Annotated in this window: 26 protein-coding genes; 16 read left to right on the top strand and 10 right to left on the bottom strand. The window is 71.6% G+C overall.

The window, feature by feature from the left end; genetic code table 11:
* Positions 1-168 precede the first annotated feature (168 nt).
* The 13 genes from ppk2 (at position 169) to DEI96_RS01200 (ending at position 14,291) form a co-directional block, all read left to right on the top strand.
* On the top strand, positions 169-1,077 hold the full coding sequence (gene ppk2 / locus DEI96_RS01260) for a polyphosphate kinase 2 (RefSeq protein ID WP_027467245.1): 909 nt from the start codon (positions 169-171) through the stop codon (positions 1,075-1,077).
* Positions 1,078-1,249: 172 nt separating this feature from the next.
* Positions 1,250-2,878 carry an APC family permease gene (locus DEI96_RS01255; protein WP_111024045.1) on the top strand — a complete coding sequence of 543 codons (1,629 nt, stop codon included), beginning with the start codon at positions 1,250-1,252 and terminating at the stop codon, positions 2,876-2,878.
* 15 nt (positions 2,879-2,893) lie between these two features.
* Positions 2,894-3,733 carry an urea amidolyase associated protein UAAP1 gene (locus DEI96_RS01250; protein ID WP_071404759.1) on the top strand — a complete coding sequence of 280 codons (840 nt, stop codon included), beginning with the start codon at positions 2,894-2,896 and terminating at the stop codon, positions 3,731-3,733.
* A complete protein-coding gene (locus DEI96_RS01245; RefSeq protein WP_111024044.1) occupies positions 3,733-4,437 on the top strand; it encodes an urea amidolyase associated protein UAAP2 in 705 nt (234 codons plus the stop codon). The genes DEI96_RS01250 and DEI96_RS01245 overlap by 1 nt, the downstream gene beginning before the upstream one ends.
* On the top strand, positions 4,434-8,153 hold the full coding sequence (uca, locus tag DEI96_RS01240; protein ID WP_502866289.1) for an urea carboxylase: 3,720 nt from the start codon (positions 4,434-4,436) through the stop codon (positions 8,151-8,153). Before DEI96_RS01245 ends, uca begins: the two co-directional genes overlap by 4 nt.
* Entirely contained in the window at positions 8,150-9,898 is a 1,749-nt protein-coding gene (locus tag DEI96_RS01235; RefSeq protein WP_284183623.1) for an allophanate hydrolase, read from the top strand. The genes uca and DEI96_RS01235 overlap by 4 nt, the downstream gene beginning before the upstream one ends.
* 26 nt (positions 9,899-9,924) lie before the next feature.
* Entirely contained in the window at positions 9,925-10,617 is a 693-nt protein-coding gene (locus DEI96_RS01230) for a TetR/AcrR family transcriptional regulator (protein WP_111024043.1), read from the top strand.
* 30 nt (positions 10,618-10,647) lie between these two features.
* Positions 10,648-11,241, top strand: coding sequence for a biotin transporter BioY (locus tag DEI96_RS01225; RefSeq protein WP_111024042.1), 594 nt, complete (start codon positions 10,648-10,650; stop codon positions 11,239-11,241).
* A gap of 85 nt (positions 11,242-11,326) precedes the next feature.
* On the top strand, positions 11,327-11,908 hold the full coding sequence (locus DEI96_RS01220; protein WP_146246927.1) for a hypothetical protein: 582 nt from the start codon (positions 11,327-11,329) through the stop codon (positions 11,906-11,908).
* Entirely contained in the window at positions 11,905-12,435 is a 531-nt protein-coding gene (locus tag DEI96_RS01215; RefSeq protein ID WP_111024040.1) for a DUF6611 family protein, read from the top strand. The genes DEI96_RS01220 and DEI96_RS01215 overlap by 4 nt, the downstream gene beginning before the upstream one ends.
* Before the next feature lie 49 nt (positions 12,436-12,484).
* Complete coding sequence (locus DEI96_RS01210; protein WP_071404752.1) at positions 12,485-12,826, top strand: hypothetical protein; 342 nt, start codon at positions 12,485-12,487, stop codon at positions 12,824-12,826.
* Positions 12,827-12,930: 104 nt separating this feature from the next.
* Complete coding sequence (locus DEI96_RS01205; protein WP_111024039.1) at positions 12,931-13,551, top strand: TetR/AcrR family transcriptional regulator; 621 nt, start codon at positions 12,931-12,933, stop codon at positions 13,549-13,551.
* Positions 13,552-13,577: 26 nt separating this feature from the next.
* A complete protein-coding gene (locus DEI96_RS01200; protein ID WP_111024038.1) occupies positions 13,578-14,291 on the top strand; it encodes an NADPH-dependent F420 reductase in 714 nt (237 codons plus the stop codon).
* A 103-nt stretch (positions 14,292-14,394) separates the two neighbouring features.
* On the opposite strand, the gene DEI96_RS01195 is transcribed toward DEI96_RS01200, so the two are convergent.
* From DEI96_RS01195 to DEI96_RS01155, 9 genes are all read right to left on the bottom strand, one after another.
* Positions 14,395-14,640 carry an acyl carrier protein gene (locus tag DEI96_RS01195; protein ID WP_111024037.1) on the bottom strand — a complete coding sequence of 82 codons (246 nt, stop codon included), beginning with the start codon at positions 14,638-14,640 and terminating at the stop codon, positions 14,395-14,397.
* A gap of 79 nt (positions 14,641-14,719) precedes the next feature.
* Positions 14,720-15,781, bottom strand: coding sequence for a beta-ketoacyl-ACP synthase III (locus DEI96_RS01190; RefSeq protein WP_084740770.1), 1,062 nt, complete (start codon positions 15,779-15,781; stop codon positions 14,720-14,722).
* Positions 15,778-16,749 carry an AvrD family protein gene (locus tag DEI96_RS01185; protein ID WP_181440555.1) on the bottom strand — a complete coding sequence of 324 codons (972 nt, stop codon included), beginning with the start codon at positions 16,747-16,749 and terminating at the stop codon, positions 15,778-15,780. The genes DEI96_RS01190 and DEI96_RS01185 overlap by 4 nt, the downstream gene beginning before the upstream one ends.
* Before the next feature lie 130 nt (positions 16,750-16,879).
* Entirely contained in the window at positions 16,880-17,707 is an 828-nt protein-coding gene (locus tag DEI96_RS01180; protein ID WP_111024035.1) for an MBL fold metallo-hydrolase, read from the bottom strand.
* Positions 17,704-18,552, bottom strand: a complete 849-nt coding sequence (locus DEI96_RS01175; protein ID WP_071404746.1) for a helix-turn-helix transcriptional regulator — start codon at positions 18,550-18,552, stop codon at positions 17,704-17,706. The genes DEI96_RS01180 and DEI96_RS01175 overlap by 4 nt, the downstream gene beginning before the upstream one ends.
* A 45-nt stretch (positions 18,553-18,597) precedes the next feature.
* Positions 18,598-19,242, bottom strand: a complete 645-nt coding sequence (locus DEI96_RS01170; protein WP_071404745.1) for a thioesterase II family protein — start codon at positions 19,240-19,242, stop codon at positions 18,598-18,600.
* A gap of 12 nt (positions 19,243-19,254) precedes the next feature.
* Positions 19,255-20,733, bottom strand: a complete 1,479-nt coding sequence (locus tag DEI96_RS01165) for an MFS transporter (protein ID WP_111024034.1) — start codon at positions 20,731-20,733, stop codon at positions 19,255-19,257.
* A gap of 37 nt (positions 20,734-20,770) precedes the next feature.
* Positions 20,771-21,538 (bottom strand): ATP/GTP-binding protein, encoded by a 768-nt coding sequence (locus tag DEI96_RS01160; protein ID WP_071404743.1) that lies wholly within the window; start codon positions 21,536-21,538, stop codon positions 20,771-20,773.
* Positions 21,539-21,570: 32 nt separating this feature from the next.
* Positions 21,571-22,161, bottom strand: coding sequence for an AAA family ATPase (locus DEI96_RS01155; RefSeq protein ID WP_071404742.1), 591 nt, complete (start codon positions 22,159-22,161; stop codon positions 21,571-21,573).
* A gap of 206 nt (positions 22,162-22,367) precedes the next feature.
* Between DEI96_RS01155 and DEI96_RS01150 the strand changes: the two genes are divergently transcribed.
* Together DEI96_RS01150 and DEI96_RS01145 are read left to right on the top strand one after the other, a co-directional pair.
* Positions 22,368-23,315: an NADP-dependent oxidoreductase gene (locus DEI96_RS01150; protein ID WP_111024033.1), complete on the top strand. Its 948-nt coding sequence runs from the start codon at positions 22,368-22,370 to the stop codon at positions 23,313-23,315.
* Entirely contained in the window at positions 23,312-23,983 is a 672-nt protein-coding gene (locus DEI96_RS01145; protein WP_111024032.1) for an HAD family hydrolase, read from the top strand. The genes DEI96_RS01150 and DEI96_RS01145 overlap by 4 nt, the downstream gene beginning before the upstream one ends.
* Positions 23,984-23,987: 4 nt before the next feature.
* Here DEI96_RS01145 and DEI96_RS01140 read toward each other — a convergent pair whose 3' ends face one another.
* Positions 23,988-24,914 carry an EamA family transporter gene (locus DEI96_RS01140; protein WP_111024031.1) on the bottom strand — a complete coding sequence of 309 codons (927 nt, stop codon included), beginning with the start codon at positions 24,912-24,914 and terminating at the stop codon, positions 23,988-23,990.
* Positions 24,915-25,010: 96 nt separating this feature from the next.
* Here DEI96_RS01140 and DEI96_RS01135 point away from each other — a divergent pair, with 96 nt between their 5' ends.
* Positions 25,011-25,508 (top strand): MarR family winged helix-turn-helix transcriptional regulator, encoded by a 498-nt coding sequence (locus tag DEI96_RS01135; RefSeq protein WP_111024030.1) that lies wholly within the window; start codon positions 25,011-25,013, stop codon positions 25,506-25,508.
* Positions 25,509-25,515 lie beyond the last annotated feature (7 nt).

Here is a 25,515-nt window from a genome sequence, read left to right as displayed (position 1 = left end):
ATGCCTGTGAAGGGCCACATGCGGTCGGGAGGCACGGGGCGGGCCCGCACCGCGCCTCCAGGCCGTCATCGGGTCGCGTCCAGGGCGAGGCGTGGGGCGGTCGTGCGGGTGGCCGGGCCAGGATGGCCCTGGGGCCGACAGCCGATCGGCTCGCAGAGGGAGGACACCGTGGACACAGCGCCGTACTCGCAGCCGTTGCGGGAGTACATCGAACAGCTGCGGACCGAGGGGTACAGCGTCGCGGACGGTCAGACGGCCGACCCGGAGCTGATCGACCCGCACGGCAACCCGGTGCTCACCTGGCAGGACGACTACCCGTACTCGGAGCGCCTGCCGCGGGACGAGTACGAGTACCAGAAGTACCTGCTGCAGATCGAGCTGCTGAAGTGCCAGTACTGGCTCGAGGACACCGGTCAGAAGGTCGTCGTGCTCTTCGAGGGGCGTGACGCCGCGGGCAAGGGCGGCACGATCAAGCGGTTCACGGAGCACCTCAACCCCCGGACCTCGCGGGTGGTGGCGCTGAGCAAGCCGACCGAGCGCGAGCGTGGTGAGTGGTACTTCCAGCGGTACGTGCAGCACCTGCCGGCCGCCGGTGAGATGGTCCTGTTCGACCGCTCCTGGTACAACCGTGCCGGCGTCGAACGGGTGATGGGGTTCTGCAGCGACGACGAGTACGAGTCGTTCATGACCCAGGTGCCGCAGTTCGAGCGGATGCTCGTCGACTCCGGCATCCACCTGACGAAGTTCTGGTTCTCGGTGACCCGGCGCGAGCAGCGGACCCGGTTCGCGATGCGCCAGCTCGACCCGGTGCGACGGTGGAAGCTGTCCGACATCGACCTGCTGTCGCTCGACCGGTGGGAGGACTACACCGAGGCGAAGACGGCGATGTTCACCCGGACGAGCAAGCGCTACGCGCCGTGGACGATCGTACGGTCGAACGACAAGAAGCGCGCGCGGCTCAACGCCATGCGGTACTTCCTGACGCAGTTCGACTACCCGGACAAGGCCGCCGACGTCATCGGCAAGCCGGACCCGCTCATCGTCCGCCGCGGCAAGCGGGACGTGGACGTCGAGTGATCCCCCGCCGGTGATCCCCCGCCGCTGATCCGCCCGCCGACTCGGAACGTTTACACGCCGGGGCCTGCCGTCACGCACTCGAAACAGACGGGCAACGGCGCCGACACAGGGCCGCAAGACACTTGTCGCACTACCTGTCAACCGACAGGTACTCCGCGAAAGGTCTGCAGTCATGCGTTCTCCGCAAGCACCGCTCCACGCACCGCGCGCCACGTCCGACGTCGACACCCAGGGGCTCGCCCGCCTCGGCTACGAGCAGGAACTCCACCGCGGGGTCGGCTCGTTCTCCTCCTTCGCGGCGGGCTTCTCCTTCGTCTCGATCCTCACCACGGTCTTCCAGCTGTTCGGACTCGGCTTCGGGCTCGGCGGTGCTGCGTTCTTCTGGGCGTGGCCGCTCGTCTTCGGCGGCCAGCTGCTCGTCGCGCTGAACTTCGCGCAGCTCGCGGCCCGCTGGCCCATCTCGGGCGCGATCTTCCAGTGGTCGAGCCGCCTGGCCGGAGCCCGGTTCGGGTGGTTCACCGGCTGGACGATGATCATCGGCCAGATCCTCACCGTCGCGGTGGCGGCCATCGCCGTGCAGGCCGTGCTCCCCGCGATCTGGGACGGGTTCCAGGTCGTCGGCGGTCCGGGCGCGGACCCGTCCGTCGCGTCGCCGACCGGTGCCGCGAACGCGGTGGTCCTCGGGCTGGTGATGCTCGCCGTGACGACGATCGTGAACATCACGAGCGTCCGGCTGATGGCCCGCGTGACGAGCTTCGGCGTGCTCATCGAGATCATCGGCGTCGTCGTGCTCATCGGCGCCCTGTTCCTGCTGCCGCACCGCAGCGCCTCCGTGGTGTTCACGACCACCGGGTCGACGAGCACCGAGCCGTACGTGTGGGCGTTCCTGGCGTCCTCGCTGATGGCCGCGTACGTGATGGTCGGCTTCGACTCGGCCGGTGAGCTCGCGGAAGAGACCCACAACCCGCGCCGGACCACCCCGAAGACGATCGTCCGGGCACTCACGGTCTCCGGCCTCGGCGGCGGGCTGCTCATCATCGGCGCCCTCGTCGCCGCCCCGAGCCTGACCGACGGCAAGCTCGCCACCCAGGGTCTCGCCTGGGTGATCACCTCGACCCTCGGCGACGTCTTCGGCCGGCTCCTGCTCTGCACCGTCGCCGTCGCCGTCTTCGCGTGCACCCTCGCCGTGCAGACCGCCGGTGCCCGGATGGTCTACTCGATGGCCCGCGAGAAGGCGCTGCCCTTCCACCGCACCCTCGCCCGGGTCTCGCCCCGCACCGGCACCCCGATCGCCGCGTCGATCGTCGTCGGGGTCGGCGCCGGGCTGGCCCTCGCCGTCAACATCGGGCAGTCCGCGATCTTCACCGCCCTGTCGAGCCTGTGCATCGCGATGCTCTACCTGGCCTACCTCGGCGTCACCGGGCCGCTGCTGGTCCAGCGGATCAAGCTCCGTCGCACGGGGCTGCCGACCGGGGTGGACGAGGACGGCAAGCCGCTGTTCACCCTCGGTCGCTGGGGCATCCCGCTCAACGCCCTGGCGGTGGCGTTCCAGATCGGCATGGCGATCAACCTCATCTGGCCCCGGCCGGAGATCTACGACCTGACCGGCACCTCGTGGTGGCTGCAGTACAGCGCCCTGCTGTTCATCGGCGGCGTGCTGCTCGTCGGCTGGGCGTGGTCGAGCTGGCGGCACCGCACCCACGGGCCGATCACCCTGGCCGAGGTCCCCACCACCGCGGCGGTGCCCGTCCCCGCAGCCGCGACTGCGGCGAGCCCGACCGCCGCCTCCGTCGAAGCCTGATCCGGAAGGAACCCCATGCGCGACCTCCACCAGACCGACAGCGTGCTCGCCTCCCGATCCGACGCACGTGCCCAGGCCGGCTCGCAGTCCGAGTACATGCCGTACCTGCCGGCGTCGTCGTCACCGTTCGCCCCCGAGGGGGTCGACCCCGCAGAACTCGTCTGGGCCGAGACGGTGGCACCGGGCGGGTACACCCACAAGGTGCTGGCCCGCGGGTCACGGCTGCGGTTCGACGACCCGACGGGTCAGGCCTGCGCCAACGTCCTGGTGTTCAACGCGCTCGAACCGTGGGAGCGGCTCAACGTCGCGGACACCCAGAAGATCCCGTGGCAGGCGTACCTGGGCCAGGGTTCGCCGCTGCTGAGCGGGGACGGTCGGGCGCTGGCGACCGTGCTCGAGGACACCTCGGGGCACCACGACGCGTTCTGCGGCACCTCGACCGACGCCTGGAACGAGCGGAAGTACGGCGACGCGGCACCCGAGGGGCGCACCCCGAGCGGTCGGTCGCTGTTCGCGAAGGCCGCGGCGAAGCACGGGCTCACCAAGCGGGACCTGCCGCCGAGCATCTCGTTCTTCCAGGGCGTGCGGATCGACGCCGAAGGGGCGATGACCTTCACCGGTTCGGCCGGGGCGGGCACCCACGTCACGCTCGTCGCCGAGCTGCCGCTGCTCGTCCTGGTCGCGAACGTCGCGCACCCGATCGACCCGCGCCCGGACTACCTGGTCGGACCCCTGCGGGTGCACGCCTGGCGCGGTGCCCCGACGACCGCGGCCGACGAGCGGTTCACCGCGACGCCGGAGCTCACCCGCGCCTACCTGAACTCGATCGACCACGCGGAAGCCCGAGGCCTGTGATGACCGACACGACGACCCACACCCCCACCTCCACCGTCCCGGTCGGAGCCGTCCACGACCCGGACGTCGCCCTCGACTGGAGCGAGTCCCTGGTGCCGGGCACCGTGGTCCGCGACGACCGGGTCGCCCCGCTGGCGCCGTGGTCCGCCGTGGTGCGCGCCGGCGAGGTGCTCACCATCGTCGACGTCGGCGGCAACCAGAGCGCCGACTGCCTGCTCTACGACGCCCACGACCCCGACGAGCGGTACAGCGTGCCGGACACCCTCGCCGCACAGGGCAACGCGTACGTCCGGACCGGCACCGTCCTGATGTCGAACGAGGGCCACCCGCTGATGACCGTCGTCGCGAACGAGATCGACCGGCAGGACACCATCGGCGGCGCGTGCTCGAAGGAGTCGAACACCCTGCGGTACGGGCACCACACCCAGTACCAGCACGGCTGCCGCGAGAACTTCCTGGCCGAGGCCGGCCGCCACGGACTCGGTGCCCGCGACATCGTGTCGAACCTCAACTGGTTCATGAACGTGCCGGTCGAGGCCGACGGCGCCCTCGGGATCGTCGACGGCATGAGCGCCCCCGGCAAGCGGGTCGCGATCCGTGCCGAGCGGGACGTGCTCGTCGTCGTCTCGAACTGCCCGCAGATGAACAACCCCTGCAACGACTTCTCCTGCACACCGCTGCGCATGATCGTGGTCCAGCCGTGACCGCCGCGCCCGACCCCACCGGGACCGCCACCGTGAACCAGACCCCCGCCCTCAGCACGGACACCGTCCTCGTCGCGAACCGCGGTGAGATCGCCCGTCGCATCATCCGCTCCGCGAAGGCGCTCGGCATGCGCACCGTCGCCGTCTACTCCGACGCCGACCGCGCGGCACCCCACGTCCGCGAGGCCGACACCGCCGTCCGGCTCGGACCCGCACCGGCCCGCGACTCCTACCTGCGCATCGACGCGGTGGTGCAGGCCGCGAAGGACACCGGCGCCGGACTCGTGCACCCCGGCTACGGGTTCCTGTCCGAGAACACCGACTTCGCCCGGGCCTGCGAGGACGCCGGCATCCGGTTCGTCGGGCCGACCGCCGACCAGATCGTCCGGTTCGGCGCGAAGCACACCGCCCGCGAGCTGGCCGCCGCCGCAGGGGTCCCGATGCTCGCCGGCACCGGGCTGCTCGCCAGCGTCGACGACGCCGTGGCCGAGGCCGAGCGCATCGGCCTGCCCGTCATGCTCAAGGCCACCGGGGGTGGCGGCGGGATCGGCATGCAGGCGTGCTCGACCCTCGACGAGGTCCGCGAGGCGTACACGAGCGTCGTCCGCCTGGCGACCGCGAACTTCGGGTCGGCCGGCATCTTCCTCGAGCGGCTCGTGCGGCCGGCACGGCACGTCGAGGTCCAGCTCTTCGGAGACGGCGAAGGCCGCGTCGCGGTGATCGGCGACCGCGACTGCTCCCTGCAGCGCCGCAACCAGAAGGTCATCGAGGAGGCCCCGGCACCGGCGCTCCCCGAGCACGTCCGCGCCGAGCTGCACGCGTCCGCCCGCCGCCTGGCCGAGAGCGTCGGGTACCGCAGCGCCGGCACCGTCGAGTTCGTCTACGACCCGGTGCGCGAAGAGGCGTCGTTCCTCGAGGTGAACACCCGCCTGCAGGTCGAGCACCCGGTCACCGAGGAAGTGTTCGGCGTCGACCTCGTCGAGCTCATGCTCCGCCTGGCCCGCGACGGTGCCGCCGGCATCGACCCCGACGTGTTCGACCGCACCTGGACCCCGAACGGCCACGCCGTCGAGGCCCGTGTCTACGCCGAGGACCCGGCGAAGGGCTCGCTGCCCTCCAGCGGCCTCGTCACCCAGGCCGTGTTCCCGAGCGCGACCACGGCATCCGGCGAGCGCACCGGCATCCGCGTCGACGGCTGGGTCGAGACCGGCTCCGAGGTGTCCGCGTTCTACGACCCGATGCTCGCCAAGGTGATCGCCACCGGGGAGACCCGCGACGACGCCCTCGACCTGCTGCGCGACGGACTCGCGGCCACCCGCATCGACGGCATCGTCACGAACGCCGGGCTGCTCCGCGCGCTGACCGACGACCTCGAGCTCCGCACCGCCACGCACTCCACCTCGACGCTCGACGCGACCGAGGACCCGGACCCGCGCATCGACGTCGTCGCCCCGGGCACCATGACGATGATCCAGGACCTGCCCGGCCGGGTCGGGTACTGGCAGGTGGGCGTCCCGCCGAGCGGCCCGTTCGACGCGGCGTCCTTCGCCGAGGCGAACCGCGCCGTGGGCAACCCGGACGGTGCCCCCGCGCTCGAGGTCACCGCCACCGGCCCGACGCTCCGGTTCTCGGCCGCCGCGGTGGTCGCGCTCACGGGAGCGCCGGCGCCGGTCACCCTCGACGGTGAACCCGTGGCGCTGTGGGAGCCCGTCGAGGTCGGCGCCGGCCAGACCCTGGCGATCGGCACGGCACCCGGTCCGGGCCTCCGCACCTACCTGGCGGTCCGGGGCGGCTTCGACGTGCCGACGTACCTCGGCTCGACCGCGACCTTCACGCTCGGTGGCTTCGGCGGCCACGCCGGGCGGGCCCTGCTCGCCGGCGACGTCCTGCGCCCGGGCTCCCCGGACTCGGACGCCCCGCACCCGGCGTTCCCGTCCGGGACCCGTCTGGGCCTGGTGGGCGGTCCGACCCCGGCCGACCGCCGCACCGCGCTCACCGACGCGTGGGAGATCGCCGTCACCGAGGGGCCGCACGCCGCACCGGACTTCTTCACCCGGGCCGACCTCGACGTCTTCTACGCCACCGACTACGCCGTGCACCACAACTCGGCGCGCACCGGCATCCGCCTCATCGGGCCGCGGCCGGAGTGGGCGCGGACCGACGGCGGCGAGGCCGGCCTGCACCCGTCGAACATCCACGACACCCCGTACGCCGTCGGTGCGATCGACTTCACCGGGGACACCCCGATCATCCTCGGACCGGACGGGCCGTCGCTCGGCGGCTTCGTCTGCCCCGCCGTGGTCGCCAGCGGCGACCTGTGGAAGCTGGGCCAGCTCCGACCGGGTGACACGGTCCGGTTCGTCCCCGTCCGCGAAGCCGACGCCGCCGCGCTCGACGCGCACCGGGCCTCCAGGACGGTGCCGCGCACCGGGACCGACGGCAGCACCGGAGGCGACGGCGACGACGGCGTGATCGCCCGCCTGGACGCGACCGACGTACGGCCGAGCGTCGCGTACCGACGCGACGGCGACGACAACGTGCTCGTCGAGTACGGCGACATGACCCTCGACATCGCGCTGCGGATGCGCGTGCACGCGCTCATGACGAAGCTGCAGGAGCACACGCCGAAGGGGATCCTCGACATCACGCCGGGCATCCGCTCGCTGCAGGTGCACACCGACGCGTCCGTGCTCAAGGCGCGCGACGTGGCGGGGCTGCTCCGCGAGCTCGAGGACGAGATCCCGCCGACCGACCAGCTCGTCGTGCCGTCGCGCACCGTGAAGCTGCCGCTGTCGTGGGACGACCCGGCCACCCGCCTGGCGATCGAGCGGTACATGAACGGCGTCCGGAACGACGCCCCGTGGACGCCGTGGAACATCGAGTTCATCCGTCGCATCAACGGCCTCGAGAGCGTCGACGACGTCTTCCGCACCGTGTTCGACGCGAGCTACCTGGTGCTCGGCCTGGGCGACGTGTACCTCGGTGCCCCGGTCGCGACCCCGCTCGACCCCCGGCACCGCCTGGTCACGACGAAGTACAACCCGGCCCGCACCTGGACCGCCGAGAACTCCGTCGGCATCGGTGGCGCGTACCTGTGCATCTACGGCATGGAGGGTCCGGGCGGCTACCAGTTCGTCGGCCGCACCGTGCAGATCTGGAACCGGTTCCGACGCGGAGCGCTGTTCCAGGAGAACCCGTGGGCGCTGCGGTTCTTCGACCGGATCGAGTGGTACCCGGTCGGTGCCGACGAACTGCTCGAGCTGCGCGCCGAGACGGACGCCGGACGGGGCTCGTTCGAGACCGTCGAGGGCGAGTTCTCGATCGCGTCGTACAACCGGTTCCTGGCCGACAACGCCGGGTCCATCGCGGACTTCCGGGCGCAGCAGGCGCAGGCGTTCGGCGAGGAGAAGGAGCGGTGGCGGGCATCGGGCGAGTTCGACGTCCGTGACGAACCGGCCGCCGTGGTGGCCGACGCCGTGACCGTGCCCGAGGGGTCGACCGCCGTGTACGCCCCCTTCACCTCGACCGTGTGGCAGGTGGACGTCCGCCCGGGTGACCGCGTGGACGAGGGGCAGAAGCTGCTGGCCGTGGAGGCGATGAAGATGGAGTCGATGGTGCACGCACCCGTTCCGGGCCACGTGCTCGAGGTGTACATCAAGCCGGGCGACCAGGTCGCGCCGGGCCAGGTCCTCGCCGCGATCGGAGCGGCAGCGTGAGCGGGACGAGCGCCGGCGTGAGCGGGACGAGCGCGGCGAGCGCCGGCCCGACCGCCGCCACCGCGACCGCCACCACGTCCGCCGCGGCCCGCGTCCGCGACGCCTTCGCCCGCATCGACGCCGTCGACCGGCCCGAGGTCTGGATCACCCTGCGCGACCGCACCGACGTGCTGGCCGAGGCCCTCGCCGTGGACCCGTCCCTGCCCCTGGCCGGCCTGCTGTTCGCCGTGAAGGACAACATCGACGTCGCCGGCCTGCCCACCACCGCAGCCGCCCGCTCCTACGCCCACGACCCCGCCGCCGACGCCACCGCCGTCGCCCGGCTCCGCGCCGCCGGCGCCGTCGTCGTCGGCAAGACGAACCTCGACCAGTTCGCCACCGGCCTGGTCGGCACCCGCTCGCCCTTCGGCGCGGTCCGGAATGCCTGGGACCCGACGCGGATCTCCGGCGGGTCGTCGAGTGGTTCCGCCACGGCGGTCGCCCTGGGCATCGTCGACTTCGCGCTCGGCACCGACACCGCCGGGTCCGGCCGGGTGCCCGCCGCGCTCGGCAACCTGGTCGGGGTGAAGCCGACGAAGGGGGTCGTGCCGAACACCGGGGTCGTCCCCGCCTGTCGCTCGCAGGACTGCGTCACGGTGTTCGCCCGGTCGCTCGACCTGGCGCGCACGGCGGCCGAGCTGATGGCCGGTCCGGACGGCGTCGACCCGCTCGCGCGGCCCGACCTCGCCCTCGCCGACCTGCCGGCCGTCCCGCGCATCGCGGTGCCGATGCCGTCGCAGCTCGACGGGCTCGCACCCGGCTGGGCCGAGGCGTTCGCCGCGGCCGTCGACCGGTTCCGTGCGCTCGGACACCAGGTGGTCGAGGTCGACATCGCACCCCTGCTCGACGCCGCGTCGCTGCTCTACGACGGCGCGTTCGTCGCGGAGCGGTACGCGGCCGTCGGCGCCCACATCGAGGCCCACCGCGACGAGGTCGGTGCCGACCTCGACCCGTCGGTCGCCGCGATCGTGCTCGGTGGCGCACGGCCGACCGCCGCGGAGCTCTTCGCCGACCAGGAACGACTCGACGCGTTCGGGGCAGCGGGTCGCGCCGCACTCGAGGGCACGACCGCCCTGCTCACCCCGACGACGACGTGGCACCCGACGCTCGAGCAGGTCGCGGCCGATCCGATCGGTGCGAACAGCCGGATGGGTCGGTACACGAACTTCGCGAACCTGCTCGACATGGCCTCGCTCGCTGTGCCCGCCGGCTTCGTCGACGGCCTGCCGTTCGGCGTCATGCTCACCGGTCCGGCGTTCAGCGACCGGCGCCTGGCGGCGTTGGCGGCCGCGTTCGCCGCCCCGACCGTCGACCTGCTGGTCGTCGGTGCGCACCTGCGCGGGCAGCTGCTGAACGGACAGCTGGTCGCATCCGGCGGATCGTTCGTCCGGGAGGCCCGCACCGCGTCCGACTACCGGCTGTACGCCCTCGACACGGTGCCGCCCAAGCCCGGGTTGGTCCGCGTGGGTCCGGTCGCGTCCGGCGCCGCCGCGCCGGGCTCGGGCATCGTCGGGGAGGTCTGGCGTCTGCCCGCCGCCGGCTTCGGCACCTTCGTCGCGGCCCTGCCGGCACCGATGGCGATCGGTACCGTGGCGCTCGACGACGGCACCGAGGTCACCGGGTTCCTGGTCGAGCCGCTCGCGGTCGAGGGGGCCGAGGACATCACCCACCACGGCGGCTGGCGCGCGTACCGGGAGCAGTCGTGACGGACACCGGCTGTCAGGATGGGGGCATGTCCCCCGACGACCGGCCCGTGCGCCCCGGCCGACCGCGGGTCGTGCCGAACGCCGACTCCGCGCTGAGCCCGCGCGACCAGATCCTCGACGCCGCCGCCGCGCTGTTCGTCGAGAACGGCATCAGCGCGACCTCGACCCGGGCGATCGCCGAACGGGTCGGGATCCGGCAGGCCTCGCTGTACTACCACTTCGCCGGCAAGGACGACATGCTCGTCGAGCTGCTCACGACCTCGGTGCGCCCGAGCCTCGAGCTGGTCCGCGGGCTCGAGCAGCTCGTGCCGGAGTCGGCCTCGGCAGCCGGTGCCCTGGCCGCGCTGGTCGTCGCCGACGTGGACACCCTCGCCCGCACGCCGCACAACATCGGCACGCTGTACCTGCTGCCCGAGGTGCAGGGCGAGCGCTACGACGGGTTCCGGGCCGAGCGCGTCGAACTGCAGGAGGCCTACGGGCGCCTCGGCTCGCGCGCTGCCACCCCGGACGTCGCCGCCGGTGTCGCGCCGTCGCGCCTCGGTGCCGTGCTCATCCAGATCACCGAGACCGTCATCCAGCTCCGCCGGTCCGGCCCCGTGCAGGACGCCGACCGCGACGCCCTCGTCGCGACCTGCCTGCGCGCCTGCGGCCTCGACACCGCCGCCGTGGCCGAGGCCCGGCGCGACGCCGAGGCCCTGCTGGCTGCCGTCGCGGTCTGACCCTCCCTCTCCCCTCTGCAAGGAGTCACCATGACCACGATCACCCCCGCCGCACACCGTCCGCTCGCCGACGCCCTGCTCCCCCGCACCGCCGTCGTCAGCACCGCCCTGGTCATCGGCGGCGCGCTGCTGACCGCCGGTGCCGCGCAGGTGGCCGTGCCGATCTGGCCCGTCCCGATCACCGGGCAGACCCTGGCCGTGCTGCTCGTCGGCAGTGCCCTCGGTGCCCGGCGCGGTGCCCTGTCGATGCTCGTCTACGCACTGCTCGGCGTCGTCGGGCTGCCGGTCTTCGCGGACGGTTCGGCCGGGTTCGGCGTGCTCGTCGGCCCCTCGGGCGGGTACATCGTCGGCTTCGTCGTCGCCGCCGCCCTGGTCGGCTGGGTCGCCGAACGCTTCGGCGACCGCCCGCTGCGGAACGCGCTGCTGTCCTTCACCCTCGGCACCGTCGTCACCTTCGTCGCCGGGATGGCCTGGCTCGCGGTGGCACTCGGCCTCGACCTGCAGCAGACCCTGCAGTACGGGCTGTACCCGTTCGTCCTCGGTGGTGTGGTGAAGACCCTGATCGGCGCCGGCGTGATCTCCCTCGGGTGGACCGCAGCCCTCCGCTCGGCCACCCGCCGGTGAGCGCTCCGTCAGGACTCCGCCGCCGACCGTAGGGGTTCCGTCAGGAGGCCTTCCGCGCTGCGCGAGCCCGCGAGAGCGTGAGGTCGTGACACTGACTGCGATCATGCCGACGCTCCGCGCGTCGCTCCCCGATCCGATGGACCCGTTCCTCTGGCCGGCCCACACCGTCGCGACCACCGACGACCTGCTGGTCTCGGCGATCTCGATGGTCCGGCTCGCCGACCTCACCGGCACCCCGACCGTGCACACCGCCGAGCAGTCCCCGCCCCGGTACCGTCCGCGCGGGTGGGCGCCCCGCGACGTGAGCGTCGCCGTCGCGTCGGTCACCCGTGTGCGGCGACCGCGCACCGGGGTGGTGCTCCTGGAACTGGACGCGGTCCTGCCGACCTGCGCCGTGCTCGACCAGGTGCGCCTGATCGGACGCCGGAGCACCGCTCCCCTGTCCCCGATGTACGTCGTCACACGCTGTGACGGTCAGGCCGACGGTCCGTTCCACCGCCTCCCGGCTCCGCTGCCGGCCGACGTCCGCGAAGGCGACCTGGTCTGCTTCCCGTGCCTGGCGACCGTCCGGCACCGCGACGTCGTCGAGCCGGTCCGGGCGGAACTCGCGCCGGTCCGGGCGGAACGCGCGCCGGCGCGCACCGAACTCGCGCCGGTGGGTCGATGACCGTCGCGCTGCCGGTCCGCACCCGGCTGCTCGACGGCACCCACCTGTGGGGCCGGTACACGATCCGACCCGTCGGGCGGACGCTGTGGAGCTCGCGGACCCTCGTCGTGTTCCCGCCCGGCACGACCACCGGCGAGCGCCTGCTGCTGCGTGCCTGGCACGTCTGGCCGGCCGTCGGGGCGGTCGTCGCCCTCGCCGCCCTGGTGCTCGCCGTCTCGGTCCCCGCCGTCGGGACAACCACCGCGCTGCTCGTCTACGGCGGTGGCTTCGCGGTCCTCGCCCGCGCCACCCGCTCGCTGCGACCACGGGTGCGGTCCGTCACCGTGACGACGTTCCTGGGCGACGGCCGCCACGAGGTCCACGGCGACGAGCGTCTGCTCACCGGCTCCCTGGACGCGCTGTCGATCCTGGAGCAGGCGCTCCGGGCCGACCGCATCCGCCCCGTCGACTTCGAGCTGATCTGGGGCGACGTGTGGAACGCCCTGGAGTCCCCGGACCCGGACCACCGCGTGCAGCGGTCATCCTGAAGCCGGTTCCCGCGCCGCGCGTTTGTATGGGTCCGGGAAGGAGTACGCGATGAAGCACATCCACTACGACGCCACCACGATCCTGGTCGGTGACGACGTCGCCGACGCCGTGATCGAGTACGCCGCGGCTCTCGCAGGCGGGGACCGAGCGGACACCGTCGACGTGCCCGCCGTCGCCGACGACGGGACGATGACCACCACGAAGATCCTCATCGGGCCGTCGAGCGAGATCGTCATCGAGGACGCGGAAGAGGACGAACTCGAGATGGACAACGGGGAGTTCGTCGGGCGGCTGCGCGCCGCCGCGAAGACCTTCGGGCACAGCGAGCCGATCCACGCGAACACGCGGTCGGACCTGGCGGACGCGGCGGAGGCTGCCGAGGAGTCCTGACGCCCGGGCGTCGCGCTGCAGCGTCGAAACGGAGAGGGTCTCCTGTACGGTGGTTGTTCCGGAGAGCTTCTCCGGTACTCGACGCCACAGCCTGGAGGGCCGCCATGCCCGAGCAGACCGCTCCCGCCGGGCGCGCACCGCGTTCACTGCACTCCCCGCGTCCCGCGCGCGCTGACGCGCTGCGGAACCGGGACCACATCCTGCGGGTCGCCGAGCGCGCGTTCACCGAGCACGGCGTGACCGGCTCGCTCGACGCGATCGCCAAGCGGGCCGGCGTCGGCGCCGGCACCCTGTACCGGCACTTCCCAACGCGCGAGGCCCTGCTCGCCGAGCTCCTCGCCGCGCGCGACGAACACCTGGTGGCCCGTCGCGAAGCCCTGCGCGACGGCTCCGTCGACGCCGCCGACGCCCTGCACGGCTGGCTCGACGCGGTCACCGAGTGGGCCGGCACGTTCGACGGGCTGCCCGAACCGCTCCGCGCCGCCGCCTCGTCCGACTCGTCACCGCTCGCCCTGACGTGCCAGGGGTTCATCACCACCACGGACGAGTTCCTCCGCGCCGCCCAGCGTTCCGGTCGTGCGCGTGCCGACGTCCGCGCGCGGGACCTGTTCCTCGCCGCGTTGGCGACCAGCTGGGTCCGGGGTGCCGCGATGGCCGACGGCTTGTCGTCCGCGGCACTCTCCGCCCTGTCTCGGCGGGGCTGGGAAGCCCCGCTTCTTCCTTGAGATCCACCTCCCTGAAAGGGCACACCATGAACCGCATCGGCATCATCGGCAGCGGCGCCATCGGCACCGCGATCGCACGCCTGGCCGTCGCAGCCGACCTCGACGTCCTCATCGCGAACTCGCGCGGCCCCGAGTCGCTGCAGGACCTCGTCGCGGAGCTCGGCCCGCGGGCCCAGGCCGGCACCGTGCGACAGGCCGTCGAATTCGGCGACGTGCCCGTCCTCGCGATCCCGCTCACCGCCTACCCGGCACTCGCCCCCGACCTCGACGCCTTCGCCGGGCGGACCGTGCTGTCGACGGGCAACTACTACCCCGGTCGCGACGGCAGGATCGAGCAGCTCGACACCCTCGCGACGACCACGGCGGAGTACGAGCAGACGCTCCTGCCCGGCACGCGGATCGTCAAGGCGTTCAACAACATCGTCGCGCACCACATCCCGAACCTCGCCGACTCCGCGCCTCTCACGGCGCTGCCGATCGCGGGCGACGACGAGCAGGCCAAGGCCGTGGTCGCCGAGCTCGTGCAGCTGCTCGGGTTCGACACCGTGGACGCCGGGACCCTGGCCGAGTCGTGGCGCTTCGAGCCGGAGTCCGGGGCGTACACGGGGATCTACGCGGCGAGTGCCGAGGGATTCGCGGCGGACTACCTGGCGGATCAGGGAGCACCATTGCCCGCCGAGCGGCTGCGGGACATACTGGCGGTGTCGCACCGGGCGGATGTGGCGAACCGGCAGTTCTGAGTCGTCACCCCTGCGCATGACCGCGTGCAGCGGCCTCGCGCACAGGGGGTGTACGCGAGGCCGTCCGCCTGCCTGATCCGATCAGGCGGTCTCTCCGTCAGGGCTACGCCGTGACGCGCGCCTGCACGAGTTCGGTCAGCGTGATGAAGTTACCGGCCTCGACGACCTCTTCTTCGCCGAGCGGGACACCGTAGGTCTGCCCGACGATGGTCGCGATCTCGACCATCGAGAGCGAGTCGAGGTCGAGTTCTTCGAACGTCTTGTCGACGCCGCTGACGTGGGACAGTTCCTCGACACTCGTTCGGATGAGTTCGACGAGGGCCTCGGCAGAGGGGACGGTTGCGGTCATGACTGTGGCCTTCCTGGTCGGGTGAGCCGGCCCCCGCTGCGCGAGGAGCCGATGGGGTGGAACGTCGTGGTCGGACCCCTCAAACGAGGTCGATGACCGGCGCGGTGAGGGTCGGCCACGTGAGTGTGCCGGCACCCCAGGTCGCCCCACCGCCGAACGCGGTCAGCAGGACCCGGGCCCCCGTCCGCATCTCGGTCGCATGCGCGGCGAGGGCGAGTGGGATCGACGCGGCCGAGGTGTTGCCGACGCGGTCGAGGTGCAGGACGGCTCGGTCGGCGGCAACGCCGATCGAAGCGGCGACCATGGTCAGGATCCTCCGGTTCGCCTGGTGCGCCACGAGGTGGTCGACGTCGTCCACGGCCCATCCGGCGGCGTCGAGGACAGAGCGGCACGAGTCCGCCATCGCGGTCACGGCGGCAGCGAACACCGCACGGCCCTGCATCGCGAACCACGCCGTCGGGTCCCCCCGGTCGACGACGGGCTGGCGTGATCCGCCGGCCTCCACCCGGATCAGATCGAGTCCGGTGCCGTCCGAGCCGAGGGTGACGGACCCGAGCGCGCCGGCGTCCGATGCCTGACCGGCACCCAGCACGACCGCACCGGCGCCGTCCCCGAAGATGACGGCGTTGGCCCGGTCACCCGGGTCGACCAGGGTCGTGAACGTGTCCGCTCCGATGAGCAGGACCCGCCTGGCCGCGCCGGATCGGATCAGGGCGTCGGCCTGCGCGAGCCCGTACACGAAGCCCGAGCACACGGCGGCGAGGTCGAACGCCGGCACCGTGCCCAGGCCGAGGCGTGCCGCGACGTCAGGTGCGGTGGCGGGACACCGATGGTCAGGGGTCGACGTCGCGACGATCACCATGTCCACGGAGTCGACGCCGGCGTTCTCCAGGGCCCGTCGGCCGGCGGCGACCGCGAGGTCGCTCGTCGAGGTACCCGGGTCGACCTGGTGCCGCGCGCCGATACCGGTTCGCGACCGGATCCACTCGTCGGTCGTGTCGAGCGTGGCGGCGAGGTCGTCGTTCGTCACCACCCGGCGCGGGAGAGCACCTCCGAGGCCCTGCAGCACCGTTCGGGTCGTCGTCGCGTGGGGGTCACGCTCCGGCGTCGCGTCGACGACGATCTCGTCGAGGGCGGTCATGCGGCACCGACCACGTGCGCGACGGAGCACGACACGCGCACACCGGTGTCGAAGGTCCCGACGATGTCGGCGAGGCGCCAGGAGCGGCCATCCTGCTCGAGCGTGCGTGCGCGGTCCAGCCGGACACGCGCGTCGCTCCGCACCGAGGGGTGCGGCGACCCCGGGACCGTGATCACCGTCCGGCGCATCCAGAGCGTGTCGCTCTCAGCTCGGGCGAGCGTGTCCAGTCGGTAGAGCAGCACCTGTCCGAGCTGGAGAGTCGCGACGAACGTGTCGACGAGGTTGAGGCCGGGCTGGAACGCCGCCTCGAAGCCGCACAGCTCCTCGGCGGGACGTCGGCCGAGCGGAGGCACGACGACGGTCGCGCGCGCCTCGTCCCAGGCGAGCTCGACCTCCTCGACCAACGGGGAGCGGCTGCGGTACACGCCGCAGTACACGCCGTCGCCCGGGCGGTCCTCGACCCGCGCCTGGCCCGCGACGGGTTGCACGGTGCATGACCGGCGCACGACGAGTGCGATCGTGAAACCGGCGACGTCAACCGTGATCGGCACGTCCCCGCCGGTTGCCGCCGCGCCCCGGGGTGCATGTCCCGTCACCGGGAGCACCGCGAGGTCCCCCTCGATCGGGCGACGCGGGGACCGGATGTCGATGCTGGCGATCGAGCACGCGGTCATCGACTCGGCATCGAGCTCCTGAGCGACGAGTTCGTAGGCGCTCGCGATGCCCAACACCATCAGGTCTGTGGTGCTGAGGTGTGGTTCCTGCACGTCGTCGCCCTTGCGCGACCAGGCCGCGCCGGCGGTCGCGTCGGCGGTGGCGGAGAGCCGCCACGTCGTGTCGTCCGCCCGCACCACGGCGCCGCGGAGTCGTGGGTCCGTGAGTCGGTAGCCGAGTCCGAAGAACCGTCCGGCTGCCGGGCCGAGGAGGTCGTCGATGGATTCGTGGCGTTCGATGGTGTCGGGTGTCACGGTTCGGTCTCCTGTCGGTGGAGGAGTGGCGTCCTGCAGGACCACGATCCACCGTGACGGAAGACGTGACCAGGCGTCGGTTATGGTGGGAGCAACACCACCAGTCATGCGGTCGCCGCGTCCCGACCGATCAGCCTGACTCGGCGACCGGGACCCATCGCCGGTGCTCGACCCGTCCGAACACGACGTCGGCGAAGTGGTTGCCGTAGGCCAGAGCATCGTGACGCTCCAGCTCGTCGAGCAGCGCGGCCCTCGTTGTGATCGCCATGACGGGGTCGTGCTCGACGAAGGCGTTGATCGTGGGGTCACCGACCTGCAGCGGGCTGTGCAGGGCGTCACCGAAGGCGATCAGGACCCTGCCCCGTGACTCGATCCGCAGCCCGATGTGCCCCGGCGTGTGGCCGGGCATCGGGACGACGGTCACACCGGGTGCCAACTGCTCGCCGCCGTCCGCCGGCTGCCACCGGTCAGATCGCTCCGCCAGGGCACTCCGTTCGAGGTCGAGGCGACCGGCCGTGGTCGGGAGGCTCCGGAGACGGGTACCGAACGGGCCATCGCTGCTCCACCAGCCGCTGTGGTCTTCGTGCAGGTGGGTGATGACCACCTGCGTCGGCTCGGGCAAGCCAGCGGTCTGCCACTCGACGGGCAGTGTCCCGCCGGTCATCCGGCCGATCGCTGGGCGCCCTCCGCCACGCGGCACGTCGACGGGGCCGAGTCCGGTGTCGAGCGCGATGACCTGGTCGCCGGACTCGATGACGAGCGATCCGACGGATGCGACCAGGTACCCGTCGACATCGAGGAGTGGTCGGACCTCGGCGGCCGGCCTCGGCGGCTCCGATCGCCCGTACCAGCCAGCGGGGTGCAACTGGATGCGGCCGTCCGGCACCGAGGTCACCCGGACGTCACCGACCTCCAGCGAGCGCACCCGGGCCGGGGCTCGGCGCCGCTCGTCGATCATCGGATCTGTTCGAGCACGGCCATCGTCGCCGGCGCGGTGGCCGGTGACGGCGAGTACAGGAAGAGCATCAGGTCGTCTCCACCCACAGCGGGTGTGAGCACCACGGTCTCGAAGGACATCCGGCCGAGCGAATGGTCGAACACCGTCGCGACGTGGGGTTCCTGCCCGACGGAGTGCTCCCCCCAGTGCCGTCGGAACTCCGGCGAGCGCTCGGAGAGGTCGGTGGCGATCGACTCGAACATCGGATCGGTGGCGAAGGCCGTCGCCTGCCGACGGAACTGCGAGACCATCATCCGGGCCGCGAGGTCACGATGCGGGTAGTGCGTCGCGTAGTCCTCGTCGGTGAAGTACCGGATGAGGCAGTTGGTGCCGACCTGCGTCTGGAAGGTCTTCGCCGCGAGCTCGTTCGTCGCGAACACGTTCCAGTACCGGTCGGCGGCGTAGGCAGGCATGTCCTGGATGCTCGACAGCATGCGCTCGAGCGAGCCCTTCAAGTCGTCGGCCGCGGCTCGGCGTGACGCCGGCACCTTGCCGGTGAGTTCGTAGAAGTACTCGAGGTCGGCGCCCTCGAGCCGGAGCGCGTTGGCGATCGCATCGACGACGACCGTCGAGACACCGATGTCCCGCCCCTGCTCGAGCCACGTGTACCAACTCACACCGACGTTCGCGAGCACGGCGACCTCCTCGCGGCGCAGTCCGGGAGTCCGACGGCGGGCCGAGCGCGGGAGCCCGACGTCCTCCGGCTGCAGTGCCTCTCGTCGAGCGCGAAGGAACTCCCCCAACCACGCCCGTCGCCCCTGCCCGTGTTCACTCTCCGCGACGATCACGCCCGCGTCATCCTGCATGAAGACCCCCCTGATGGTCGACGAATGGTGTTGCGACGGGCAACTCTAACCGGATCGGGCGATCGCGACGAGGACCTCGGTGAGTTGCTCGTGCGCGGCTTGATGGAACAGGTGGGCGCCGTCGATCGCGTGCACGGCGAGCGTCTCACATCCCAGATCCGACCACCGTTCCATGGCTTCCGGCGTCACGATCTCGTCGTCCCTCCCACAGACCACGTGCACCGCGACGCCGATCGGTACGGGCCGTGGTGCGTAGGCGCGGGACCGGTCGATGCCGGCTCGGGTCCGGACGCTGGCCGCGCGACCGGACGACTCGGTCCCGAGGATCGAGCACGTGTCCTTCGTCGCGGGGAGCACGCCAGGCGGTGCGGTCGCGCCGAGCACGAGCGCGGACGGCATCGGTGACCCGACCGCGGCGAGTTGCCGACAGACCTCGAACGCAATCAGGCCGCCCATGCTATGGCCGTACAGGAGCGCGCCGGGAAGCGCCTCCTGCACGGCGCGGACCGAGAGCGCCGCCAGCATCTCGATCGTCGCCCAGGTCGTGCCGAGGGCAGCGCGCTCGAAACCGACGGCGGTGACCTGCTCGAGTCCGGCGGCGGTCGCCGCTGCCCGGACTCCCTTCGGCACGGTGGCCAGACCGCCGGCGTGGTGGAAGTACAGCAGTGAACGGCCCGACGCAGCCCCCACGTGCGGACGTCCTCAGCTGGTGGCCGCGGGTCCACCCGCGGTCACCGGAGAAGCCGCGATGCCGTCCGCGGCTGCGTCCTCCGCCGCGACCACGGACCGTCGACGTGACGCCGTCAGCGACACGAGTACACCGATCACCAGCCCGGCGGCGATGAGGAAGGTAGCGACCACGATCTGCCCCATCAGGTCTCCGTCAGCCACGGCCGACGACCCGAGGACGAGGAGCGCGAGTCCGACGGCGCCGCCGACCTGCTGCCCAGCCGTGGCGATTCCGGACGCAGTGCCCTGGTGTTCCCCGGGCACGCCGCTCGTCGCGAGGGTGAACATGGTGGTGAAGACGACGCCCTGGGCGATGCTGAGCACGACCAGTGGCACCACGAGCACGTACGGGGACAGCCCCGCAGCGAACCCGGCAGCCAGCGCCGCCGTCCCGACGGCACCGACTGTGAAGGACACGGCGAGGACGGACCGGGGGGCATGGGAGTTGCCGAGCCGACCAGCCCACGTCGCCCCGATCAGCACGCACGCCGAAGGGATGATGAACGCCAGCCCAGTCACCAGCGGCGAGAAACCGAGCTGCTGCTGCAGGTAGATCGTCAGGAAGAACGGGATGGCACCGAAGGTGGCCATGAACAGGAACGTCACCCACGTTCCGACGCCGAGGTTGCCCGAGTGGAACAGCGTCAGGGGCACCAGCGGCTCACGCGTCGAACGCTGCACCAGGACGAACGCCACGAGGAACACGATGCCGACCACGCCCGGCCCGAAGGTCACCGGCGCCGCCCACCCGGACTCGGGTGCCTGCACCAGCGCGAAGACGACGGCGAGGACACCGATCGTCCCGGTGACGGCACCCGGGACGTCCAGCCGAGGCCGACCAGCGGCCACCGATCGCCGATCGGCGGGGATGAGCAGGAACGCACCCACGATCGCGACCACGGCCAGGACCACGTTGACCGTGAAGACGGATTCCCAACCGAGGCTGCCGGTCAGGACACCGCCGAGCAGCGAGCCGAGGACCATGCCGGTGCTGCCGGCGGCGGCCCAGACGGACATCGCAGTGTTCCTGGAGCGCCCTTCCGGGAAGCTGGTCGTCACCAGGGACAGCGTGGCCGGGGACAGGAACGCCCCGCCGAGTCCTTGGAACGCGCGCGCGATGACGAGGACGAGTGGATCGGATGCGACGGCACCCACCAGCGACGCCACGGCGTAGAGCGCGAGGCCGATCACGAACGCCCGCCGCTTCCCGATGAGGTCCGCGAGACGGCCCCCCAGGAGCAGGAACCCCCCGAAGGCGACGGCGTACGCGCTCACCACCCACTGCAGGGCGGACTCCGAGAAGTGCAGTCCCTCTCCGATGACGGGCAGGGCGACGAACACGATGTTGTAGTCGAGCGCGATGATGAGCTGAGCGAAGGCGAGGAGTGCGAGCAGCAGTGCCGGGCTCGTCACCCGTGCGCCGTTCCGGACGGTTTCCGCGGTCGTGAGCATGGTCGGTCCTTTCGAGGGGTGCGAGCTGGTGGCGGTGTCAGTAGCGGAGGGCGTACTTGAGCTGGCGTCCGAAGGTCTTCTGCCGCTGTGCCTCGTGGAAGCGCGCGTCCTGCTCCAGCACGTCGGTCGCCGCGCGGACCCGGGCCTGAGCGAGCTCGATCGCCTCGGCCGTCGGAACCACCTGCGGCATGTCGAAGAGCTCGATGATCCGGTCCACCCGCTCCGGGATCGGACCACCGACCACGTGGTACGGGATCCCGAGGTCCTGCAGGGCCTCGATGAGCAGATCGTCGGAGAGTCGACGGAAGGGTTCGGAGACGGGGCGGTGACCGTCCTTGTGCATGTCGAACTCGACGGGCAGGTGCACGTACGCGTCGTAGATCCGCTTCGCCCGGGAGCGGGTGACGTCCCCGAGGGTGTCGGTGTACCGCTGGTAGAAGTGCTTGACGGGCAGGCCGGTGACCTTCTTCACCGCCTGGAACCACTTCGGTGCGCCGGGGTTGATGCCGACGCGCATGCGTGCCTCGAAGTAGACCCACTCGTGGAACACCCCACCGTCGGAGATGAACGGGCCGGGTCCGGATTCGTTGTGGACCCGCTCCTCGAACCGCCGGAGCCCGAGCTTGATGAGTTCCATGGCGTTGAGGTCCATCACGGTCTTGCCCGGGATGAGGTCGATCAGGATCTCCCGGGACGTCATCGCATGGGTCCTCGGCAGCCCCGTCGCGATGGACAGGGCCTCGGTCGTCGTGCTCTTCCCGGTCGAGTAGGTGCCGGAGATGGCGAGCTTCAGGTTCTCTTGCATGAGGGTTCCGTTCGGTGAGGGGTGGATGCGGACTAGGCGGCGGTGGCGGTGGGCACGGCGACGAGCGCCGCGATCTGCTCGAGGCGGTCCTCGACGGAGCCGGTCACGGTCTTCGGTCGCAGCCCCGCAAGAGCGAGCTCCTCGGCCAGGTACTCCTCCGACCGTGTCCGGAACGACTCGGACACCGGAGGTGCCGGCTCGGTCATGGCGAACTCGATCGGCAGGTGCACCACGACGTCGTAACGATCGTGCAGCGAGGACCGCACGGCTCGCCGGGACGGCTCGAGGAGCCCGTTGACGAGACCGCGACCCGCGATCGTCGGGCGCGGTGCTGCATCCGGGTCGACCCCGTGCAGGAGCAGCGTCTTCGCGAAGACCCAGTCGTGCACCAGCGACCCGTCGGAGACCCAGAGGTCACCGGACTCGCGTGCGCTGCGCTCGATCAGGCGTCGCACCACCAGCTCGACGAGCTGTGCCGGGCTGCAGCCGGTCGCCGCCTTGCGGGAGCCGAACGGGTCCTGCATCGGGGGCAGTGCCTCGGCCTGGAGCCCGAAGCGCTCCGCGGCGGCCTTGGCCAGGGTGGACTTGCCCGAGCCGTACGCACCGGTGATCGCGAGTCGCATGCACTTCCTGTCGTCGAGGTCGAATCGTCGTGGGTGCGGACCGGCCCCCTCGCCGGTCCGCACTCCGATGGTCAACGACCTCCGCGCTCCCCCGACAGGGCTGCGTTATCCGGGGTGTGCAACCACCCGGTTCATGCATCCCGGATCGCGTCGACTGGTGGTGAGAGCACCTGGTTCGGAGCGGCTTCCCCGGGTTGGATGGACGCATGAAGCTCGTCGGCACCACTTCCTTTGGCGGACCAGAGGTCCTCGGACTGCACGAGGTCCCCTGCCCGGACCCCGCAGCGGACGAAGTGCGCATCCGCGTGCACGGGGCCGCCGTCAACCCCACGGACCTCGCGTTCCGGGCAGGTTTCTACCGCGCGGTCCTCCAGGAACGCACCCCGCCGTTCGTTCCCGGCATGGACGCCGCCGGCATCATCGACGCGGTCGGCAAGTCCGTCGTGGGCTGGAACACCGGAGATCGCGTCATGGCGGTGGTCGACGCCCCTCTGGTCTCGGGCGCGTACGCCGAGTTCGTCGTCGTCCCCGCACGGTCGGTGACGCGGTGCCCGGAACGACTGAGCCTGCACGAAGCAGCGGCTGTCCCGATGAACGCCTTGACGGCACGACTCGCGCTGGACTCGCTGCCCGAGCTGCGCCACGGAACACTCGCGGTGACCGGCGCGGCTGGTGCGGCCGGCGGCTTCACGGTGCAGCTCGCGAAGCACGAGGGCTTCACCGTGATCGCGGACGCCCGCGGCGAGGACGTCGAGTTGGTCAAGTCCCTCGGCGCTGACTACGTCGTCCCCCGCGGCGACGAGTTCGCCGCCGAGGTGCGAGCACTCGTCCCCCAGGGTGTCGACGCCGTCGTCGATGCTGCGGTCCAGACGAGCGCGGTGTTCCCCGCGATCCGCGACGGTGGACACTTCGTCCCGCTCAGGGGGTGGGACGAACCGATCCCGCGCGGGATCGTCGCCCACCCGATCATGGTTTCGGACTACACGCAGGAGTCGGAGAAGCTGCGGCAGATCGCGGAACACATCGACGCCGGCGTGCTCACCGCGCGCATCGCCGACGTCGTCCCGGCTGACCGAGCGCACGACGCCCACACGCGGCTCGGACTGGGCGGGGTCCGGGGGCGCATCGTCCTCGACTTCGCCGCCCTGGCGTGACCGAGCGGCTCCTGCGTCGTGCCGCGTTCTTCGACGTCGACGGCACCCTCACGCGCACCACCACGATGTTCGACCTCCTGCACTTCGACGCCATCGAGCAGGGCAGCGGCGAGCGTGCCGACGAGTTCATCGACGCACTCCGGCGGATGCAGGTCGAGGACGGCGTCTCTCGCGAAGCGGCGAACCGCCACTACTTCTCATGGTGGCGCGGCCGCTCCCGCGACCAGCTTGCGGACCTCATCGCGCGCTGGTGTGCCCAACGGGCAGCCGCGTACTTCCACCGGTCGACGCTCGAGCAGCTGCATCGGCACCGTGAACGAGGCGACCTCGTCGTCTTCGTCAGCGGCTCCGTGCCGCTGCTGCTCGACGACCTCGCCGAGCAGCTCGGAGCTGTCCACGTGCTCGCCACCAGCATGTCCGTGGCCGGCGGGGTCTTCACCGGCGACGTTGACGTCCCGATGATCGGCAGCCGGAAGACGGATGCCATCCAGCAGCTCGCGGACGAGGAGCACATCGACCTGACCGCGTCGGCGGCCTACGGCGACCACCTGTCGGACGTGCCGTTCCTGGAACTCGTCGGCGAGCCCGTGATCTGTGGCGTGCCTGGCAGCACCGAGTGGCGCTTGGCACAGCGAAGGGGTTGGGCGACTTTGCTCCTGGACGACTGACGGATCACGACCGAGGCGTTCGACGGCTCAGCGTCTCGGAAGAAGGTCCCCGAGAGCCCGCTCGTCCGAGCTGCCCACCCAGGGAGCCGAGGAGCGCGACGACGAAGCCGACGATCTGCAGCGGCGACAGCGCCTGGCCGAGGACGACCCACCCGAGCACCGCAGCGGTCAACGGGCTGAGGACGCCCAACAACGCAATCCGGGCCGACGGCAGCGCCCGTGCGCCTCGGAACCAGACGCTGTAGGCCAGGGCTCCACCGACCAGCGTGAGCCAGGCGTACCCCGCGTACCCGGCGGCGGTCGGCTGCCACGGCCCGCTGTCGACGATCGGGATGAGCGGGGCGATCACCACGCCCCCGACGATGAGCTGCCATGCGGTCGAGGTCAGGGGGTGTGTGCCCTCCGGGGTGCCCCACCGACGAGTGAGCAGGAGCCCCAGTGCCATGGACACCGTCCCGAGCGCCGCGGCCGCGAGCCCGAGCACGTCGAACACGGCACCTCCGCTGAGGGAGACGAGCGCGACGCCCACCAAGGCCACGACTCCCCACACCACGTGGGTGATCGCGGGCCGTCCCCACCGCAGCGCCAGGGTCAGTGCCACGACGACGAGCGGCTGGAGCGCACCGACGATGGCCGCCAGGCCACCCGGCAACCGGTCGGCCGCGACGAACAGCAGCGGGAAGAAGCACCCGATGTTGAGCATGCCGAGCACGAACGTCCGGAGGCGCCAGCCCCGCGGTGGGACTCCCGGCCGGAGCGCGAGCAGCAGCAGGCCGACGGGGAGCGCACGGAGGACACTCGCCGTCATCGGGTGATCGGCGGGCAGGAGCTCGGTGGTGACCACGTAGGTCGACCCCCACACGATCGGTGCCACCGCCGCGCTGAGCGTGAGGCCGGCCGCCGCCGACGTGGACAGCGAGCGATCGGTCATCGGAGCCTCGTTTCCTTCATGCTGAACTTCTCAACGTTGAGACATTAAGGCCCCGATAGACTCGCGTCAAACAGTTCAGCGTGAAGGAGTGCTCTGATGGAGGATGCCGTCGATCGAGTCGTGGCCCAGTGGGGCCGGGAACGACCAGACCTCGACGTCCGCGCGATGGCCGTCATCGGGCGCATCGGGCGCGCCGAAGCGATCCTCGACCGGAAGGTCGGTGCCGTCCTCGCTGAGCACGACCTGCTGCCGGGTGAGTTCGACCTCCTCGCGACCCTCCGACGTTCGGGATCACCACATCGGCTGGCCGTCGGACAGATGCTCGCCGCCACGATGGTGACCTCCGGCGCCGTCACGAACCGCTTGAACCGGCTCGTCGCGAAGGGCTACGTCACGCGGGAGACCGACCCCGCGAACCGACGGAGCGTGCTCGTCACGTTGACCGATCACGGCCTGAAGGTGGTGGACGCGGCACTGGCCCGGCACGTCGAGAACGAACGGGCGCTCCTCGGCACCCTGAGCAGCGACGAGGAGCAGCAGCTGGCCGGGCTCCTCCGGAAGCTGCTGCTCGGCCTCGGTGACGGGGCGGCCTGAGCACAGC

The sequence above is a fragment of the Curtobacterium sp. MCLR17_031 genome, from assembly GCF_003234775.2.
Classification (GTDB): Bacteria; Actinomycetota; Actinomycetes; order Actinomycetales; family Microbacteriaceae; genus Curtobacterium; species Curtobacterium flaccumfaciens.
Note: the sequence above shows the minus strand (reverse complement) of the source record. Positions and strands in the feature narration are given on the sequence as shown.

Coding starts and splice junctions, on each gene's coding strand:
- DEI96_RS01135 (WP_111024030.1), top strand. CDS start 25,011: ATGGAGGATGCCGTCGATCGAGTCGTGGCCCAGTGGGGCCGGGAACGA.
- DEI96_RS01165 (WP_111024034.1), bottom strand. CDS start 20,733: ATGCTCACGACCGCGGAAACCGTCCGGAACGGCGCACGGGTGACGAGC.
- DEI96_RS01245 (WP_111024044.1), top strand. CDS start 3,733: ATGACCGACACGACGACCCACACCCCCACCTCCACCGTCCCGGTCGGA.
- DEI96_RS01210 (WP_071404752.1), top strand. CDS start 12,485: ATGAAGCACATCCACTACGACGCCACCACGATCCTGGTCGGTGACGAC.
- DEI96_RS01200 (WP_111024038.1), top strand. CDS start 13,578: ATGAACCGCATCGGCATCATCGGCAGCGGCGCCATCGGCACCGCGATC.
- DEI96_RS01205 (WP_111024039.1), top strand. CDS start 12,931: ATGCCCGAGCAGACCGCTCCCGCCGGGCGCGCACCGCGTTCACTGCAC.
- DEI96_RS01160 (WP_071404743.1), bottom strand. CDS start 21,538: ATGCAAGAGAACCTGAAGCTCGCCATCTCCGGCACCTACTCGACCGGG.
- DEI96_RS01225 (WP_111024042.1), top strand. CDS start 10,648: ATGACCACGATCACCCCCGCCGCACACCGTCCGCTCGCCGACGCCCTG.
- DEI96_RS01230 (WP_111024043.1), top strand. CDS start 9,925: ATGTCCCCCGACGACCGGCCCGTGCGCCCCGGCCGACCGCGGGTCGTG.
- DEI96_RS01155 (WP_071404742.1), bottom strand. CDS start 22,161: ATGCGACTCGCGATCACCGGTGCGTACGGCTCGGGCAAGTCCACCCTG.
- DEI96_RS01150 (WP_111024033.1), top strand. CDS start 22,368: ATGAAGCTCGTCGGCACCACTTCCTTTGGCGGACCAGAGGTCCTCGGA.
- DEI96_RS01255 (WP_111024045.1), top strand. CDS start 1,250: ATGCGTTCTCCGCAAGCACCGCTCCACGCACCGCGCGCCACGTCCGAC.
- DEI96_RS01250 (WP_071404759.1), top strand. CDS start 2,894: ATGCGCGACCTCCACCAGACCGACAGCGTGCTCGCCTCCCGATCCGAC.
- DEI96_RS01215 (WP_111024040.1), top strand. CDS start 11,905: ATGACCGTCGCGCTGCCGGTCCGCACCCGGCTGCTCGACGGCACCCAC.
- DEI96_RS01140 (WP_111024031.1), bottom strand. CDS start 24,914: ATGACCGATCGCTCGCTGTCCACGTCGGCGGCGGCCGGCCTCACGCTC.
- DEI96_RS01190 (WP_084740770.1), bottom strand. CDS start 15,781: ATGACCGCCCTCGACGAGATCGTCGTCGACGCGACGCCGGAGCGTGAC.
- DEI96_RS01195 (WP_111024037.1), bottom strand. CDS start 14,640: ATGACCGCAACCGTCCCCTCTGCCGAGGCCCTCGTCGAACTCATCCGA.
- DEI96_RS01180 (WP_111024035.1), bottom strand. CDS start 17,707: ATGATCGACGAGCGGCGCCGAGCCCCGGCCCGGGTGCGCTCGCTGGAG.
- DEI96_RS01175 (WP_071404746.1), bottom strand. CDS start 18,552: ATGCAGGATGACGCGGGCGTGATCGTCGCGGAGAGTGAACACGGGCAG.